The organism is Lamprobacter modestohalophilus (assembly GCF_016583905.1).
GTDB classification, from domain to species: Bacteria; Pseudomonadota; Gammaproteobacteria; order Chromatiales; family Chromatiaceae; genus Lamprobacter; species Lamprobacter modestohalophilus.
Genome location: NZ_NRRY01000013.1, coordinates 71,370 through 89,322, shown reverse-complemented (window position 1 = coordinate 89,322; position 17,953 = coordinate 71,370). Strand labels below are relative to the sequence as shown.

The following is a 17,953-nucleotide window of genomic DNA, read 5'->3' as shown; positions in this document are numbered from 1 at the left end:
CGAGGCGACTAGAAGCCCTGACTCGAAGGTGGCGGTGGCGGCTGCGGCTTGGGCAGCGCCTTCAGTACCGCAGCCACATCACGGCTAAAACGCCCCAGACATCGGCTCATCGCGGCCACGATGGCCTCGGAATCCTGCCCAGCATCGGCCGTTTTCATCAGCCCACCGACGGATGGCGCTTGAGCGCCAGCCGCGTCCGCAGGCACGGATTGGATCGGACAGCGGTAGAGATCATCGCGCGAGGCCAAGGTCTGCTCCAGGCGCGGGTCCATCACCGCCCAGCGCACATTCAGCACCGCCTCCCCACCCTGGCGTCCTTCGAAGTTGACGACCTCCGCGGTGATGCGGAAATCGAGCGGTGCCCGCGACTCGGAGGGAAAGATCAGGATACGGCTGGTGTCGAGCAGATGGCCCAGGTTTTGGCCCCAGACGCGAAGAAAGTCATCCTGTAACGTGCCGCCCCAACGGTTGAACTCTTCCAGGTCCAACCGGTTGTAACCGTCGCGCACCACCAGCTGCGGGCGATCGAGAAACTGCGGGAAGACCACCGGGCCGATCCCAATCGACAGGTTGCCACCTCGGATATCGCTGTTGCGGCTATCCGCCTCAGGCAACGGCGTCAGCACATAGAAGCGCGACGGTGGGGAGGTGGCGCAGGCGCCCAGCAGCCCAAGGCACAGCAGCATGAGCAGCCGGATTGTTATTGAATACCTCATCGCTGCATGCCCCCTTTACCCCGAATCAGGGCCTCTGGATGTCGGTCCAAGTAATCCGCGAAGGTGCGGATCGAGCGCGCCGCGGCGCCGATGTCGCGTATTGTACGCACGCTTTCGACGCTCAGGGGGGCCTCTGCCCCGATCAGTTCGTTGATATTCGCAACCATCGCTCGGCTTTGGCCCAAGATCGTCGTCAGCTCCGGCGCAATTCGGCTGTTCAACTGGTTGGCGATCGAGGTTAGATCGGTGATCGCCTGCTCGAGCTCTTTGAGCGCCTGCTTAGTCTCGGTGGAGTCAACGAGCCCGCGCGTGCTGCCAAGGATGCTGCTGAGATCGTCTCCAATCTTCGCCAGCGGCAATGCGTCGATCTTGGTGAGGATGTTCTTCACCTTTGTCGTCACCTCCTCAATCGGCGCCGGTACTGTCGGTAGCACACGATAGCCATTCTGCTCACGCAGGACCGCATCGGGGGCGTCTTGGTGGAAATCCAGGTCCACGTAGAGTTGGCCCGTCAGCAGGCTACCGGTCTTGAGCTGGCCGCGCATACCCGCCGCGATCAGGTTGTTGAGGAGATCCGGGTCATTGACCAGGGCCTTTTCGACCCCGTCGGCCACAGTGATCCGCTCAGGCTCGATCTCGATCAGCACTGGGATCGAAAACGCGAGCTGACCGGGATCGAAACGCAATTGGATGTCTAACACCTGCCCGATCTGGATGCCCTGCAGCACCACCGGCGCACCGACGCTGAGCCCGCGCACCGAGCCCGTGAAGACCATCAGGTAGCGTTGCTTGTTCAGGTAGATACGCTCATGCGCGTCGGCACGACTCGCATACAGCGGGAAAAACTCATCGGCCGTTGCCGGCGCCCCCTTGGTCTCGAGGGTGTCGGGGGTGTCGAAGGCAATACCGCCGAGCAGCACCGAGACCAGGGATTCGGTATCCAGGTTGACACCATCAGCGGTGAGCGATAGATCGATGCCACTGGCGTTCCAGAACCTCGTGTTCACGAACACCAGGCGGTCGTGTGGCTTGGTGATGAAGATATCGATGGTCACCGCATCACCGTCCGCATCGAGCGCGTAATTCACCACCTGTCCGACCTGAATGTGTCGGTAATAGACCGGCGAGCCTAGGTTGAGCGAGCCGAGCGTCTGCGAACGTAGCCGAAAGCGCGTGCCTGGCTCATCGGTCGTGATCACTGGCGGCTCAGGCAGGCCTTTAAACTGGCGGCTCGGCTTGCCGTCGGTGACGGGATCGATCGCGATGTAGGCGCCGGAGAGCAGCGTCTCCAGACCCGACACCCGGCTCGCGGTAATGCGCGGCCGCGCGACCCAGAAGCGGGTCTGGTCGGTCAGATAGCGCTCGGAGCCGCTGGTCAACTGGGCCGTGATCTTGACAGCTTGCAGGTCTTCGGTGACATGAATGGCCGTCACCTGGCCGATATTGACGTCCTTGAACTTGACCTTGGTCTTGCCGGCCTGCAGCCCCGAGGCATCCTTAAAGCTGATGCTGATGGTCGGACCCTGCTCCGACCAGGTCTTGTAGGCAAGCCAGCCACCCACGATCAAGGCCAGGATCGGCAGCAGCCAAACCAGAGAGAGCCGGTCGGCCTTGACCACCTGAGCCTCGGGGAGTGCCGAGGTGTCGCGCTCGCTCAGCACCTCGCTCGCTGGGCCCCCCGTGTGGCCTGATTCTGTGTGCGCTGAATCAGTTGGCATCGGACAGGGCCTTGCCAATCGAGTGCCAGGCGCGGGCCTGCTCGCGCCGCGCGCCGTCTGGCGTCTCGTCGCGAGAGCCGCCCGTCTGCTGCGCCTGAATCCGGGTTGACAGCTCACCCGGGCCCTCGGCGTTCTGACCGGCGGCGTCCCAAATCAGCCGCGGGTCGAAGGCCATGGCCGCGAACATGGTCAGGATGACCACCGCACAGAAGAACACCGCGCCTGCCTCGGCCTGGATACTGGCCAGATTGCCCAGATGCACCAGCGCCACCAAGATCGTCACCACGTAGACATCCACCATCGACCAGCGGCCGATGGCCTCGGTGATCCGATAGAGCCGGGTGCGATCGCGCGGGCGCCAGCGCGAGCCGAATTGCACCGAGAGCAGGAGGAAGATCAGGATCAACAGCTTTAACAACGGCACGAAGATACTCGCAATGAACAGGATGGCAGCCAAAGGCAACATGCCGTGATCGAGCAGGAAGACGACACCACTCAAGATGGTATCCGATTGCGTCTGCCCGAGGCTGGTAACCGTCATCACCGGATAGACATTGGCCGGGATGTAGAACGCGAGCGCAGCCAGCACCAGTGCCCAGGTACGCTGAAGGCTCATCGGCTTACGATGATGCAGGATATCGCGACAACGCGGGCAGCGCAGGAACTGCACCCCAAATGTCGAACTGATCCTGTCGTCGCGCAGCGCCTCCTGTTCCGGGACCACCAACTCACAGACATCGCAGCCGAGCACCGGCTCGCCAGCGCGCGGCGGCCGCCTCACCCGCTCTGGCAGCGGCACCCGTTCCCAAACGATATCCGGATCTAACGAAGCCTGAGCCGCAGCCAGCACGAAGATCAGGATCACGAAGGCGAACAGCGAGGTTCCAGGAACGATGGTCGCCATATCGGCAAGCTTGACCACCGACACCAGGATGCCGATCAGGAATACATCCATCATGCCCCAAGGCACCATGGTCTTGAACCAGCGAAACAGCGTCGGATAGCCCGGCGGCAGCCCGCGGCCGAGCTTCAACGGCGCCAATACCATCAGCAACAGCAACAATTGAAGCCCCGGGGCGAGGATGGCGGTGAAGAAGACCACCGCGGCCACCTCCCCTTTACCCTGCTCGGTGAGATCGGCGACACCGCTGAAGAGCGTGGTCTCAGTGCGCTGCCCCTGCATCTCGAACGAGAGGAACGGAAAACTGTTGGCGACGATGAACAGGATTAGCCCAGTCAGGGCGAAAGCTAGGGTGCGATCGAGGCTCGCCGGCCGATGTCGATGCAGTTGGTGACCGCAGCGCACACAGCGTGATGATCCACGCGGCGGCAGCGGCGGGCTGCGCTGTAGCAGATCGCACTCCTCGCACAGGCTGAGATGGGTGTCACACATGCGTTTGATGTTACGTGATGCTCGCGAGTGCTGGGCGAAATCGACACGCCTCGGGTCGAGATGAAGGTTTTCGCGGTCGGGCTCGCTTGGCGCAGAGCCGTCGCGGTAAGCGGGCGACAGCAGTTCATGCTGCCGAAATCGCTGAGCAAATCTGGGCGAAGCTAAACCAAACTGAACCAATCAGTCCGCGATCAGCAGCACAGCGGCCAACAACAATGCGGCTTCGGTCAGTTCGACCAAGGCACCCGCCGTATCACCGGTGAAGCCACCAAGACGCTCCAGCATGCTGCGCCGCCAGACAACCAGCAACAGTCCCGCAGTGACAACCAGCGCGACGCCAAGCGCCCAATGGCCAGCGCTTGCAAACAACAGCAGGGCGAGCAACCCGCTCAGAACGAGCACGAGGCTGGCGCCATGGCGTGGAAGGCGTTGCTGCAGCGCAGCGCCCAAACCATCGGGGCGCGCCGAGACGGTGGTCAGCGGTAATGCGAGCAGCTGCGCCCGCGCCAGCGCCGGCGTCAGCAAAAGGACCAACGCGCCCGCTAGCCCCAGCGGCAAGGAGGCAAGCGCCGCGAACTTGACCAACAGGATCAGCACCAGCGCGACCACGCCCATCGAGCCGGTCAGCGGGTCCTTGAGGATCTTCAGGGTACGTTCGCGGCTGCCAAGCCCACCCACCCAGGCATCGGCACAGTCGCCGAGCCCGTCTAGGTGCAAACCGCCGGTGCTCCAGACCCAGCCTGCGAGCAACAACGCAGCAGTCGCCAGCGGCGGCGCTTCGGCAGGCAGGCTGCTCACTCCGAGCCAGAGCAGAAGCAACAATGCGCCAAGCAACAGGCCGACGAGCGGATAGCAGAGTGCCGAACGGCCCAGGGTCACCGGGGCCACCTCGAGCGGGCTCGCATCGCTCGTCGCGGGCAGTGGTAGTCGCGTCAGAAAGCGCATAGCGACCAGGCAGGGAATCAGGAGATCCCGAAGCAGCTTCACCCTGTGCCCCCCATCATCTGAGGCAAGCAGCACGGCCGGTCAGTCCACGCTCAAACCTTCGCCTCCGGTTAGCCTGCTCTCGTTGCCAACCAAGAGCACTAACAGTGGGAATCACGATCATTGTCTTGCGCAAGCGCGGCGAATCCTTGTACTAAAGTGAATCTCACGCGATTCATTATCCGGCGTTGCGCTGCGCCATGAGCCTTAGGACTCAACAAGCACTCAGGCACTGGCGGAACGCCAACGCTGAACCCAAGTCACCACAGCAACAGCCGCGGCGCCGGCAAGGACTCCGACGAGGCCGTTGATGAGCATCGGCGTCAGCGCACCAAGCATGCCACCGAACCCCTCCGCCAAGTGCTCGAGCCCGTGATGCAGTGCCGGGATGCCATGGACCAGGATACCGCCACCGACCAAGAACATCGCGATCATCCCGAGCACCGACAACAATTTCATCAGGTAGGGCGCCACAAACAGGATCGCACGCCCCAGCGCGCGCTTAGCCCGATCCGCCACCGCCTCGCCTTCGGTCTCGTTCAGGGCCATCCCGGCATCGTCGAGCTTGACGATGCCGGCAACGAGTCCGTACACACCAACGGTCATCAGCAGCGCGATCCCAGAGAGCACCAGCACGCGGGTCAACAGTGGCGCGCCGGCGACGGTACCGAGCGTGATCGCAACGATCTCGGCTGAAAGGATGAAATCGGTGCGGATGGCACCCTTGATCTTGTCTTTTTCCAGCGTCTTGAGGTCGAGCTGAGGATCGGCCAAGGCCTCGGCGATCTCTTTCTGATGGGCCTGCTCCGCCCCGGCGTCGTGGAGGTACTTGTGCGCCAGCTTCTCGAAGCCTTCATAGCAGAGGAACAGGCCCCCGGCCATCAGCAATGGCGTGATTGCCCAAGGTGCGATCGCGCTGATCAGCAGGGCTGCCGGCACCAAGATCAGCTTATTGACGAGTGAGCCTTTGAACACCGCCCAGACCACCGGCAGTTCACGCTCGGCGCGCACGCCAGTGACCTGCTGCGCGTTCAGCGCCAGGTCATCACCGAGCACGCCGGCGGTCTTGCGCGCGGCGACCTTGGCGAGAATCGAGACATCGTCAAGGACGCTGGCGACGTCGTCGATCAGAGCAAGCAAACTGGTAGCGATCTTAAGGACTCCTTCAAACCGGGGTAGATGATGATATCAGCGCAACCTCGAACTGATCCAGAGCGTCGATCGGTGCGTCGCACTGAGTACCGCGGCAGCGATAGGCTCGTACGCGTTCGCTCGGATGCATGGCCGCCAAGGCTGGCGGTAGCTCACTGAACTCAGCTGGGATCGCCAGTGTTAACCGACGCGGCGCGTAGTCGCGTTGCGCGAGCTGTTGCCATCTGTCGATCTCGTCGTAGCCCACCCCCTTTGAGCCGAACCCTGCTTCCGGCTCAGTGCCCAAGAGACCGCCACGAATCACGATGATCTCTGGCGGACTCAGCTGCTCGTCCAGCGCCATCAGCAGGGTGCCATGCGCATAAGGTAGGCGCCGGATCGCATCCGCGGCCGCGCCGAGGGTGCGCGCCGTGGCATCGAGATACCTCGGCTCGCCGAGCAGATGCCCAAGCCGCTGCAGGCTGAGCGCGGCGATGCCATTACCAGATGGCGTCGACTCGTCGGCCATCGGCTTTGGCCGCAGCAGGAGCGCCTCGTGATCGGCCGCGGTAAAATAGAAGCCGCCGTTGGCCTCATCCTGAAACTGGCTCAGCAGCACCTCGGCCAGGGCTTGGGCCCAGTCCAGATCAGCCGGCTGGAAGCGCGTCTGCAGGCGCTCCAGCAAGGCATCGAGCAGGAAGGCGTAATCGTCCAGATAGGCGTTCAGATGCGCCCTGCCGTCCTTGTAGACAGCGAGCAAGCGTCCATCGCGCCAGAGCGTCGCCTTGATGAAGGCAAGCGCACGATCCGCCGAGTCCAGATAGTCCTCCCGCCCCAGCAACCGGCCAGCACGCAGCATGCCCTTGATCATCAGCGCGTTCCAAGCCGTCAGCACCTTCTCGTCGCGCCCGGGACGCACACGCTCCGCGCGCGCCGCGAGCAGCTTGGCCTTGGCGCTGGTCAACAGCCCTTTGGCGACCTCGAGATCCTGCTGTCCCCGCTCGGCAGCGACCTCCTCCAAACGGCGATAGCCGTGCAGATGCCAGCGGCCCTCGAAGTTGGGCGCCCGATCCAGCCCGAACAGCGGACGGATCAAGGCCAGCTCATCGGCGTTCAGCCGCGCGCCGATCTCCGCGAGATCCCAGACATAGAAGCGTCCCTCCTCGCCTTCGCTGTCGGCGTCAAGCGCCGAGAAATAGCCACCCTCCTCCGACTGCATCTCGGCGATGACCCAATCGGCGGTGCCGAGGGCCGCGTCGCGAAATACCTGATCGCGAGATATCTGATCGCAAGAGACCCCATCGCGAGAGACCTGATCGCCGCTCAGCTGCCAGGCATCGCAGCAGAGCGTCAGCAACGGGCCGTTGTCGTAGAGCATCTTCTCGAAGTGCGGAATCATCCACTGATCATCGACCGAGTAGCGACAGAAACCGCCGGCGAGCTGGTCGTTCATGCCGCCTCGAACCATCCGCTCCAAGGTAAACAAGGCCATCTCGCGCGCCTGCTGATCCGGGCTGCCGGCCGCCGCTGTCGCTGCGTGATGGCGCAGTAAGAGTTCGAGATTCGTCGGATGCGGGAATTTCGGCGCGCGCCCAAAGCCACCATTGACCTTGTCGAAGCTGCCGGCCAACTGTCGACGCGCCTGATCGAGCGGCGTCAGGTCGGAGATCATCACGCCCGGCGCCGGATCAAGCTGCGACAGGGCCTCGCGGAGCGACGCATTTTGCTCGCGGATCGCCTCCGGTTTCTCACGGTAGGCGCGCTCGACGCCGATCAGCAGCTCTTGGAAGGACGGCAGGCCATGGCGCTGCGTCTTCGGAAAATAGGTGCCGGCAAAGAACGGCGCCAGGTCATCGGGCGTCAGGAACACCGTTAGCGGCCAACCGCCAGTGCGCTGGGCCAGCAGCTGATGCGCGGTCTGGTAGATCTTGTCGAGATCCGGCCGCTCCTCACGATCGACCTTGATATTGACGAAGAGCCGATTCATCAACTTTGCGGTGGTCTCATCCTCGAACGACTCGTGCGCCATCACGTGGCACCAATGGCAGGCCGAGTAGCCGATCGAGAGCAAGATCGGCTTCTGCTCGGAGCGCGCCAGCGCCAACGCTTCCTCACACCAAGGCCACCAATCGACCGGGTTCTCCGCATGCTGCTGCAGATAAGGGCTAGTGGTCTCAGCAAGCCGGTTGCGCGGCTGCTGTGAGCGATCAGCAGCGCTGTGGTCGATCTCAGACATCAGAAGGGCCTCGGACGGTCATCAGGTTCAGGTGACCACTGACAGTGGCCCCACAAGCGACGATATCCAGCCGAAGCCGTTATCCACCGGAGTGACCGAGCCGCCTCATCGTCCTGAGGTGGCGACACGCGATGGGCGTTGAAACCGGTCCGCCGAGGGCGCTAAGGACCGCCTCGCTCGTCGAGGCGCAAAATTTCAAAGAGGTGGTAGCGCCGGCCCCTTCAGCACCAACGGCAGACCGGCAACCGTCAGCACCACCTGATCAGCCTGGGCAGCAATGCGCTGATGCAGGCTGCCGGCGAGGTCGCCGTAGCGCCGTGCCAGATCGTTGACCGGGATCACGCCCATATTGACCTCGTTGCCAACGAAGATGACCTGACCCGGCAGTCTGGGCAGCAGCGCATCCAAGGCCGCTAGCTCGGCGTCTAGGCGCTCGGGCTGCTCGGCCCAGAGCAGATTGGCGAGCCAGAGGGTCAGGCATTCGACCAGCACACAGTGGCCAGCCGTGCAGCTGGACGCCAAGGCTGCTGGCAGCGCCAAGGGCTCTTCGATCAGCGCCCAATTAGCCGGCCGGCGCTGCCGGTGCGCAGCGATGCGCTCGCGCATCTCGCCATCACTCGCGGTGGCCGTGGCCAGATAGGTCACCGGCAGCCCCGACTCGCGCGCCAGCCGCTCGGCCAGCCGGCTCTTGCCGGAGCGCACCCCGCCCAGGATCAGACCACAGCGGGGCTCACTGAATCGGTCGTTGGACTCTCGCTTCGGCATCGCCGACTCCGGTGGGCAAGATCAGTCTCGCTGTTGTGCTCAGGGACGAGTAGGACGCGCAGGCCGAGCAAAGGGCCGACCTCTCATGGCTGGCATCAGGGCTGATAGAGCAGCGTCAGCATCAGGGTCCGGCCAGGCTGATTGTAGTAGGCAACGGTCTCGTACGCCTCATCGAACAGGTTCTCGACCCGCGCCTGCAGCCGCAGCGCGTCGCTGAACGCGTAATCGGCGCGCAAATCGATCAGGCTGAAGCCATCGAGCCGGGTGCGATTGGCGGCGTCATCGAAGCGGCGCCCGGAAACGAACAGCGAAGCGCCAACACCGATGCGACCCAACTGGCGATCGGCATCGAGCCGGAAGGTCTGCTCCGGGCGGCGCGGCAGCAGATTGCCCTGGTTTGGCCCACTGGACTCATTGCGCGGATCGAGCAGGGTCAGATTCGCATCCATGATCCAGCCCCCCAGCTCAGCGGTGGTCCAGAGCTCAAGGCCGCGAATACGCGAGCGATCGACGTTCTCGGGCAGGTACAGGTTCGGCGCCACCAGCGTGGTCGCGATCAGATCATCGATGTCGGTCTGGTACAGATTGGCAGCCCAACGCCCCCAAGGATGGGCGCCTGAGAGGCCAAGCTCGGCGCTCCAGGACTGCTCGGGCTCGAGATCCGGGTTGCCAAAGCCGGGATAGTAGAGCTCGTTGAAGGTCGGCGCCTTGAACGCCGTTCCATAGCTCGCGGTGAGTCGCAGCCCATTGGCGAGCGTGTAGCCCAGGGCGGCATTGCCAGTGCCATGCCCACCGAACTGCGAATCATCGTCCTGACGCAGACTCAGCTGCAGGTCAGCCGGGCCGAAGCGACCCAGATACTGACCATAGACGCCGGTATTATCGCGTGAATCTTCGGCAAAGGTCGGTTTGGTCGTCACCTCATCGCGCTGATAATCGATGCCCAGCGTCAGTTGCTGGGCGGCCCCGAGTTGGATGTCGTTCTGCCAGCCAAGACGATCACGCCGCGTATCGAACCGGTTCAGAAACTGGTCGTTGAAAAAGACCCGTGACTTGTCCCAGTTGCGGCCGACATCGAACGTACTGGTCCAGGCATCGACGGGCTGCGCCTTCGCCTGCAGCCGCGCGACCTGAAGGAGCGTCTCGTTGCGATTGCCAGCAAAGAGACTGCCGTCGTAGTCGACACTGCCCTCGGAGCGCAAGAAGTCGGCCTCCAGCGAGAACTGATCGGACAAACGCCAACCGCCGCTGACGCCACCGTTCTTGTTCGTGTAGCCGTCGTCGTCCGGCTCATCGACAAAGCAACCGCCGACGAACGGCTCGCCGTTGCAAGCGTTGAAACCCGCCGTCTGCTCGAAGCCCAGATGGGCATCGAGCCAGCCGCGCTCGTTGCCGACCGAGAGCCCACCGTTGGTGCGAATCGTATTGTAGGAACCGGCCCCCAGGCTCAGCCGTGGCGTCAACGGCCCGGCTCGACCGCGCCGTGTGAAGATCTGGATCACGCCGCCGATCGCCTCCGAGCCATACAGACTGGAGCGTGGGCCACGCACCACCTCGATGCGCTCGATCTGATCGGTCGGGATGTTCTGCCAGGGCGTCGAGCCGATGGTCGCTGAGCCGACCTTGATGCCATCGATCAGCACCAGCGTATGATCGGACTCGGTGCCGCGTAAGAAGACGGAGGTCGGCTGACCAGGTCCACCGCTACTGGAGGTCGCGACACCAGGGAGCCCGCGCAGGATATCGACCATCGTCTTCGACTGGCGCCGGTCGATCTCGGCACGGTCGATGACGGTCACCGAGGCCAGCGTCTGATCGGCGGTCTGGGCGGTTCGGTTCGCGGTGATCACGATCGGATCAAGGTTGGCGACAGCTTCAACCTGAGCGGAGAGCGGAGCCGTCCATAACAGGGCCATGGCGCAGGGCAGCAGCGGCTGCCACGCCGTCTTGGAAGTCGAGCAAGTCATTGTTTGTCCTAGTTGGTCTCACCACCCGTGAGACACGTTGAGCGAAAGGCCCGCTCGAGGACAAAAAACGGCAAAGCGCTGTACGCGGCAACAACCCTTTCACCGCACCCCGCCCTCCGCGGCACCCGCGTGCTACAGAAGGCCGGTCTCCGGGCTCACGAGCTGGCGTCGATCGCTTCGACGCCGAGAGACGACGCCTTCCCATGACCCATTCGGGGCACAGTGGCATCCGGTCGCCTCTCAGACTCGCCTACCGTTGCGGGGGCAGCGTCGGCTTCACGGAGACATTGAGCATCCGCCTGACCGACTTCCCGTTTAACCTCGCGCCCATCGACAGTCGCGAGGCACCTACTGCATTGCGCAGCGACACTAGGTCTAGGCGAGCGCCGGGTCAATCAGGAAAGGCTGAGCGAATGACTTATGTCAGACCCCTGCCGACGATTCGATGGCATTCCTGAAGAAGTCAGATAAGATTCGGCTGATCACTGTTCGCATCTATCGCTTTTCGCATCTAAAAAGCAACAGCCCCCATGCTCGATCAAGAACAAAACGCCAATGACCTTCCCGCGGCCAGCGAACATGAGGGCACCCAACTGCCTTATGTGATCGCCGTCGGTGCCTCAGCAGGCGGTCTCGATGCGCTCGAACGGTTCTTCCAGTCGCTGCCGGTGCAAACCGGCGCCGCCTTCATCGTGATTCAGCATCTCTCGCCGGATCACAAGAGCATGATGGGCAACCTGCTTGGCCGTTATACCTCGATGCCGGTGCTCACGGTCGAGGACGGGATGCTGATCGAGCCGAACCGGATCTACCTCATCCCCCCGGCGAGCATGATGAGCGTTTCCGCAAACGAGCTCCATCTGCGGCCCAAAAGCCCGCGTGGTCTCGCCCTGCCGATCGACTTCTTCTTCAGCTCGCTGGCCCGATCGCATGGCAACCGCGCCATTGGCGTTGTGCTGTCTGGGACCGGCTCCGATGGCACCCGCGGCGCTGTCGCGATCAACGACGCCGGCGGTCTGCTGCTGTCACAAGACCCAGAATCGGCGAAGTTCGATGGCATGCCACGCAGCGTCATCGCGACCGGGCTGGTCGATGCCATCCTGCCACCCGAGGAGCTTGGGCCGCGCATCCTCGATCACATCAGCCATGCGCCTATCGATCGCGGCCCACGCCGTAGCGCGTCGGTCAGCTACGATCGCGAGAGTGCGCTCGAAGAGGCTTTGCACCTGCTGCATCATCAGGGCGGCATCAACTTCCGCGATTACAAGCCTGCCACCGTCTTGCGTCGCATCGAGCGGCGGATGCAGGTCCGGCACGTACCGGACCTCGAGAACTACGTCCGGCTGCTCGACGGCGACACCAGCGAGCTGTATGCGCTGCGCCGAGAACTGCTGATCCCGGTGACCAATTTCTTCCGCGACCCGGAGGCCTTCGAGACCCTGGCCGAAAAGGTCATCTTGCCGATCGTGAGAGATCACAGCGAGAACCAGCCGATCCGTGCTTGGGTTCCGGGGGTGTCGACCGGCGAAGAGGCCTACTCGATCGCCATCCTATTCTCCGAGGCCTTCGACAAGCTCCGCCGCTGGCCAGATTTCAAGCTGTTCGCGACCGATGTCGAACAGCACAACGTCGATACCGGCAGCGCCGGCATGTTCTCGGAGTCGATCGCCGCTGAGGTCTCGCCCGAGCGCCTCGAGCGCTTCTTCTACCGGCGCGGCAACCACTTTGTGGTCAAGAATGACATCCGCCATAACATCGTCTTCGCCAAACATAACCTGCTCGAAGACCCGCCCTTCACCCGCATGGATCTGGTGTCTTGCCGCAATCTGTTGATCTATTTTCGCAACGATGCGCAGGAGCGGGTCATGCGTCGCCTGCAGTACGCCCTGGCACCAGGCGGTTACCTGTTCTTAGGGTCGAGCGAAACGGCGTCTAGCGTGCAACAGGACTTCAGCGCGGTCAGCTCCAAATATAAGCTGTATCGCATTCTGCGCCATGGCACACCGCCTCTGGAGCCGCATTCGCCGGTCGGCGCTCTCAGGCCCTCCGGCAACCGCAGTGGCTCAAGGCGGCTGCGTGCCCATAGCGACGCGGCGGCCATCGACGCCGGCCAAGCGGTGCTCCTGCGCGGGTATTCACCGGTCAGCCTGCTGCTGAACTCACAGCAGGAGCTGATGCATGTGTTTGGCGATGTATCGCGCTATCTAAGCATCGGCGAGGGCAGCGCAACCCTTGACATCAGCAAGCTGCTACCAGGCTCGATTGCGCCAGTTGCGCAGGCGCTGCTGCATAAGGTCTCGGTCAGTAAGGAGGCGATGCGCTCCGATATCTTGCGCATCAAGCTCAGCAACGATGAGACCGAGCGGCTTCGTCTCGTCGTCCGTCATGTCCCGCAGGATGGCGGCGATGCCTGCCTGATGCTCTCGTTCGAACTCGAGCCGGCGCTGAATAGCCCGTCGGGCGACGAGTCAGTCCAGGTCATGGACATGAGCGCCGAATCGGCCGACCGGCTTGAAACCCTAGAGCGCGAGCTCGCGGTGACGCGCGAGAGCTTGCAAGCCACCATCGAAGAGCTCGAGACCGCGAACGAAGAGCTACAGGCCACCAACGAGGAGCTGATGGCCTCGAACGAAGAGCTGCAGAGTTCGAACGAAGAGCTGCAGTCGGTCAACGAAGAGCTTTACACGGTCAACTCCGAGAACCAGGAGAAGATCGAGATCCTCAACCGCCTCAATGCCGATCTCGACGGCATGGCCAAGGCCGCGGCGATCGCGACCGTGTTTGTCGATCATGACCTCAAGCTGACCCGGTTCACACCCGAGGCCACCAAGCTGTTCAAGATCCGCGAGGCCGATCTCGGGCGTCGGATCGACGACTTTACCAACCTGCTCGATTACCCAGACTTTTTTGCAGAGCTGAAGAAGACGATCCACGACGGCGTGATGCTGCAACGCGAGGTTCCCGCCGCCAACGACCGACTGTATCTCGCGCGCGTGCTCCCCTACTCGGTCCGTCCCGGCACCCCACGGGGCGCCGTCGCTACCTTCATCGACGTGACCACACTGCGCGATATCGAGCGCATGCAAGCGGTGTTGGATTCGCTTCCGGAGCATATTGCCGTGCTTGACAACAGCGGGCGTATTACAATGATCAACCATGCCTGGCGCGATTTCGCCTGCAGCAACGGCGACTCGGAGCTCACCAACAGCGGCCTCGGCAGCAGTTATCTCGATGCCTGCCAATCCAGCGCCGGCACCAGCGATGCCGAATACGCCATGGCGGCGGCCGATGGCATCCAATCATTGATCAACGGCGAGCGGTCGCAGTTTTCGCTCGAATACCCTTGCCACTCACCCGAGGTTGAGCGTTGGTTCGTGATGCATGCCGCACCGATCCAGCATCCATCCGGAGGCGTGGTGGTGAGTCACATCGACATCAGCGCTTGGAATCGACAGCCCGCTCCCAGCGACAAGGAAACCTAGACTCGATGTCTGCTGGCAGCTGCGGCTGAAGCAAGCAGCTAAGGCGCAGACAGCGATTGAGTAACCATGCACGAGTCCCAAACCCCTCCATTCGCCCCCCCAGACGCTGTTGACTCTGACGACCAGCGCGCGCAGCGCGCGGAGTTTCGCGAACGCGCGCTGGTTGCACTGCGCCGGGGCCGCTTCGATCTCGCCGAGGATCTGATCGCGAGCGGCGACGTCAGCCTGAGCACGCTGATCGAGAACGTCCGCATCTACCAGGCCGAGCTCGAGATCCAGAACGAAGAGCTCGTCCGCAGCCAAGAGAGCACCCATGAGGCACTGGAACGCTTTACCGCGTTGTTCCAGAGCGCTCCGGTCGCCGTCCTCGTGATCGACCGTCATGGTCTGGTGATTTCGGCGAACCCGTCCGCCAGTCGGCTATTCGGACTGCGTGATCTGCGCGTGCATCACCATTTTCTGTTGCGCCTGGTCAGCGAGCGAGACCGCAACGGCTTCCTGGCACTCTTAAGGCAGCTCACACTCGGTGAAGAGCAAGAGATCGGACGACCAGAGCTGCGCTTCGAGACCACCGATGGACGCGAGTTCATCGGTGATCTGCATGGCGCCCAGCTACCGCCAACACCCGATGGCGAGCCGCGCCTGCTCTGCGTTGTCGTCGACCGTACCGCGACGGTTCATCAACAGCGCGAGTTGCGCCATGCCTATGACCGTTTGGCCAGCAGCCAGGAGGCCTATCATGTCCTGGCCGAATATAGCCTGGACTGGGACTACTGGATCAACCCTGAAGGACACTTCGTGCATGTCTCCCCGGGCTGCCGGCAGATCACGGGTTACAGCGCCAGCGCGTTCCTCGATGATCCGAGCCTGGTTGGCCAGCTGATCCATCCCGAAGACCGGGAGCAATGGCGCCAGCATCTTGGCGGGATTCAGGCGCATGGATCAGACGATAATGGGGTCCTGCTGCTGCGCATTCAGCATCGCGATGGCCACTGGCGCTGGATCGAGCACGAATGCCGCGCGGTCCTGGCCGATGACGGACGCTATCTCGGCCGACGCGGGGTCAATCGGGATGTCACCACACGGCGCAACATGGAGGAATCGGTTCGGGAGCTGCGCAATATGCTCGTCGATGCCGAACGCATCGCCAAGGCCGGCGCCTGGTCTTGGAAGCTCAGCGACGACCTGATCCAGGTTTCACCAGGCTGGCAACGCATCCACGGTGCCGACAAGTCTGCCTACTCCCGCGCCGAGCTGAGTCGCACGTTCCCCCATCCCGAGGATCGCGAGCGGCTCGAGCGGTTGTTTGAGCGGGCGCTCAACGACGGTACAGGCGATCAGCTCGACCATCGCATTCGACGCGGCGATGATGGCGACATACGCTGGGTGCGCACCCAAGCCGAACCGATCAAGAACGAGGCCGGAACGGTCGAGGCCATCCGCGGCACGAGTGCGGACATCACCGCTGAGATCGAAGCAACGTTCCGGCTCGAGGAGAGTGAGAGACGCTTTCGGGCGCTGTTCGAATCGGCAGCGGAAGGCATGCTGGTGATGCAGTCCGGACGCTTAACCGAGATCAATCAGGCCGCTCTGCGCATGCTCGGGTATGCCGATCCTGCTGCCGTGGTCGGCAAACAACCTCATCAGCTCTCCCCCGCGGTACAGCCCGACGGTGAAGACTCCGAAGCCAAGTCCAAACGCCTCATGACAGAGGCGGCAGGCAATACCCAGCGCTTCGAATGGCTGCACCAGCAGGCGGACGGCTCGCCGCTTCCGGTCGAAGTGACGCTCGTGCCGGTTTTACTCGATGGGGATTTCGCCTATTTCGTGCACTGGCACGATCGCACTGAAGAGGCCAAGGCGCGCCACCGCGAGCGCCAGGCCTCGACCGTGTTCGAAAATTCCAGTGAGGCGATCATGGTCACCGATGCTCAGCAGTTGGTGCTCGCGGTCAATCGCGCCTTCAGCGACATCTCGGGCTATGAGGAATCCGAGGTGATTGGGCGTCGACCCGACTTGCTCAACTCGGGTCACCATGACGCGGCGTTCTTTAAGAGCATGTGGCTTGCGATCAAGAACACCGGCTCGTGGCGCGGCGAGATCTGGAACCGGCGCAAAGATGGCGAGATCTATCCGGCGCGGATGACCATCACCGGCGTCCGGGACGATCACGGACAGCTCACCAACTACATCGGCATCTTCAACGATATCAGCGACGCCAAACGCTCTGAGGAAGAGCTCTACCGGGTCGCCCATAGCGATGCCTTGACCGGACTCCCGAACCGCGCCCTGTTGCGCGCGCGCATGGAGCAATCACTACAGCGTGCCAAGCGTGAGAAGCGCATGCTGGCACTGCTGTTCATCGATCTGGATCTGTTCAAGAACGTGAACGACAGTTTGGGTCATTCGGTTGGCGACGAACTGCTCCAAGATGTGGCGACAGCGATCCAAGCCGAAGTCCGAGATGCTGATACTTTGGCGCGGCTCGGCGGCGATGAGTTCGTGATCCTAACAGAGGCAATCGATGATCCCTCCACCGTTGCGCACTTGGCCCAACGGCTCTGTGACAGGATCTCGCAACCCTTTCAGGTTGGCGACCGCGAGCTACGCGTCACCGCGAGCGTCGGCGTCAGCCTGTTCCCGAACGATGGTGAGAGCATGGACATCCTGCTCAGTAATGCCGATATGGCCATGTACCGAGCAAAGGATCACGGCCGCAACACCTATCGGTTCTTCGAGGCCGAAATGACGGAACGCGCAATCCAGCGCCTCCACCACGAGACGGCGCTACGCGGAGCCCTAACCCGCGGTGAGCTGAGCCTGCTCTATCAGCCACAAGTCGATCTGAGCACGGGTCGAATCCAAGGCGCCGAGGCGTTGCTGCGCTGGACACATCCGGAGCTCGGTGCCGTTTCGCCGTTTGAGTTCATCCCGATCGCAGAAGAGATCGGTCTCATCAGTGAGTTCGGTAAGTGGGTGCTCGAGCAAGCATGCTTGCAGCTGCTCGCCTGGGATGCCGAGGGTTTTAGGGTGCACCGGCTGGCCGTGAACATCTCGGTGCAACAGGCTGAGCGCATCGATCTCGTTGATGAGATCCGTGAGATCTTGCAGCGCGCCGGCGTCGCACCTGAACGCTTCGAGCTCGAGGTGACGGAATCCATGCTGATGCGTAACGTCGATCGGGTTATCGCAAATCTCAGCGCCCTGCGCGATCTCGGCATCACTATCGCCGTCGATGATTTCGGCTCGGGATTCTCGTCGCTCGGCTATCTCAAAACGCTCCCGATCAGCCGCCTGAAGATCGACAAGACCTTCGTCGACGGCGTGACCATCGACGACAACGACGACGCGATTGCACGAGCCATCATCGCCCTGGGCAAGGCACTTGGCCTTGAGGTCATCGCCGAGGGTGTCGAGACCCCAGAGCAAGCCGCGTTTCTGGAACACGAGGGCTGCAATGAGGCACAGGGCTATCTGTTTGGTCGCCCGATGAAGCCCGATGCACTGCGCCAATTATCCTTGGAACGGGGATAACGGGAGCGGCGATAACGCATTCAACGC

Annotated in this window: 10 protein-coding genes and 1 riboswitch; of the genes, 2 read left to right on the top strand and 8 right to left on the bottom strand. The window is 62.7% G+C overall.

Annotated elements, in window-relative coordinates:
- Nucleotides 1–8 precede the first annotated feature (8 nt).
- The 8 genes from CKO42_RS10065 to btuB form a co-directional block, all read right to left on the bottom strand.
- On the bottom strand, nucleotides 9–716 hold the full coding sequence (locus tag CKO42_RS10065) for a PqiC family protein (protein WP_200243088.1): 708 nt from the start codon (nucleotides 714–716) through the stop codon (nucleotides 9–11).
- A complete protein-coding gene (locus CKO42_RS10060; protein ID WP_338034893.1) occupies nucleotides 713–2,377 on the bottom strand; it encodes a PqiB family protein in 1,665 nt (554 codons plus the stop codon). Before CKO42_RS10060 ends, CKO42_RS10065 begins: the two co-directional genes overlap by 4 nt.
- Before the next feature lie 46 nt (nucleotides 2,378–2,423).
- A complete protein-coding gene (locus CKO42_RS10055) occupies nucleotides 2,424–3,827 on the bottom strand; it encodes a paraquat-inducible protein A (protein WP_200243082.1) in 1,404 nt (467 codons plus the stop codon).
- 180 nt (nucleotides 3,828–4,007) lie between these two features.
- The gene (gene cobS / locus CKO42_RS10050; RefSeq protein WP_338034892.1) at nucleotides 4,008–4,814 is read right to left on the bottom strand and encodes an adenosylcobinamide-GDP ribazoletransferase; all 807 of its coding nucleotides are present in this window, start codon (nucleotides 4,812–4,814) and stop codon (nucleotides 4,008–4,010) included.
- Nucleotides 4,815–5,036: 222 nt separating this feature from the next.
- A complete protein-coding gene (locus CKO42_RS10045) occupies nucleotides 5,037–5,963 on the bottom strand; it encodes a DUF808 family protein (protein WP_200243147.1) in 927 nt (308 codons plus the stop codon).
- Between the two features lie 13 nt (nucleotides 5,964–5,976).
- Nucleotides 5,977–8,178: a thioredoxin domain-containing protein gene (locus CKO42_RS10040; protein ID WP_200243080.1), complete on the bottom strand. Its 2,202-nt coding sequence runs from the start codon at nucleotides 8,176–8,178 to the stop codon at nucleotides 5,977–5,979.
- 195 nt (nucleotides 8,179–8,373) lie between these two features.
- Nucleotides 8,374–8,943 (bottom strand): bifunctional adenosylcobinamide kinase/adenosylcobinamide-phosphate guanylyltransferase, encoded by a 570-nt coding sequence (cobU, locus tag CKO42_RS10035; RefSeq protein ID WP_200243078.1) that lies wholly within the window; start codon nucleotides 8,941–8,943, stop codon nucleotides 8,374–8,376.
- Between the two features lie 95 nt (nucleotides 8,944–9,038).
- Nucleotides 9,039–10,910, bottom strand: a complete 1,872-nt coding sequence (btuB, locus tag CKO42_RS10030; protein WP_200243076.1) for a TonB-dependent vitamin B12 receptor — start codon at nucleotides 10,908–10,910, stop codon at nucleotides 9,039–9,041.
- 123 nt (nucleotides 10,911–11,033) lie between these two features.
- Nucleotides 11,034–11,277: riboswitch (cobalamin riboswitch) on the bottom strand.
- Between the two features lie 163 nt (nucleotides 11,278–11,440).
- On the opposite strand from btuB, the gene CKO42_RS10025 reads away from it, so the two are divergent.
- Together CKO42_RS10025 and CKO42_RS10020 are read left to right on the top strand one after the other, a co-directional pair.
- Nucleotides 11,441–14,392 carry a chemotaxis protein CheB gene (locus CKO42_RS10025; RefSeq protein ID WP_200243074.1) on the top strand — a complete coding sequence of 984 codons (2,952 nt, stop codon included), beginning with the start codon at nucleotides 11,441–11,443 and terminating at the stop codon, nucleotides 14,390–14,392.
- Nucleotides 14,393–14,458: 66 nt separating this feature from the next.
- Nucleotides 14,459–17,926, top strand: coding sequence for a sensor domain-containing protein (locus CKO42_RS10020; RefSeq protein WP_200243072.1), 3,468 nt, complete (start codon nucleotides 14,459–14,461; stop codon nucleotides 17,924–17,926).
- The last annotated feature ends 27 nt before the right edge of the window (nucleotides 17,927–17,953 follow it).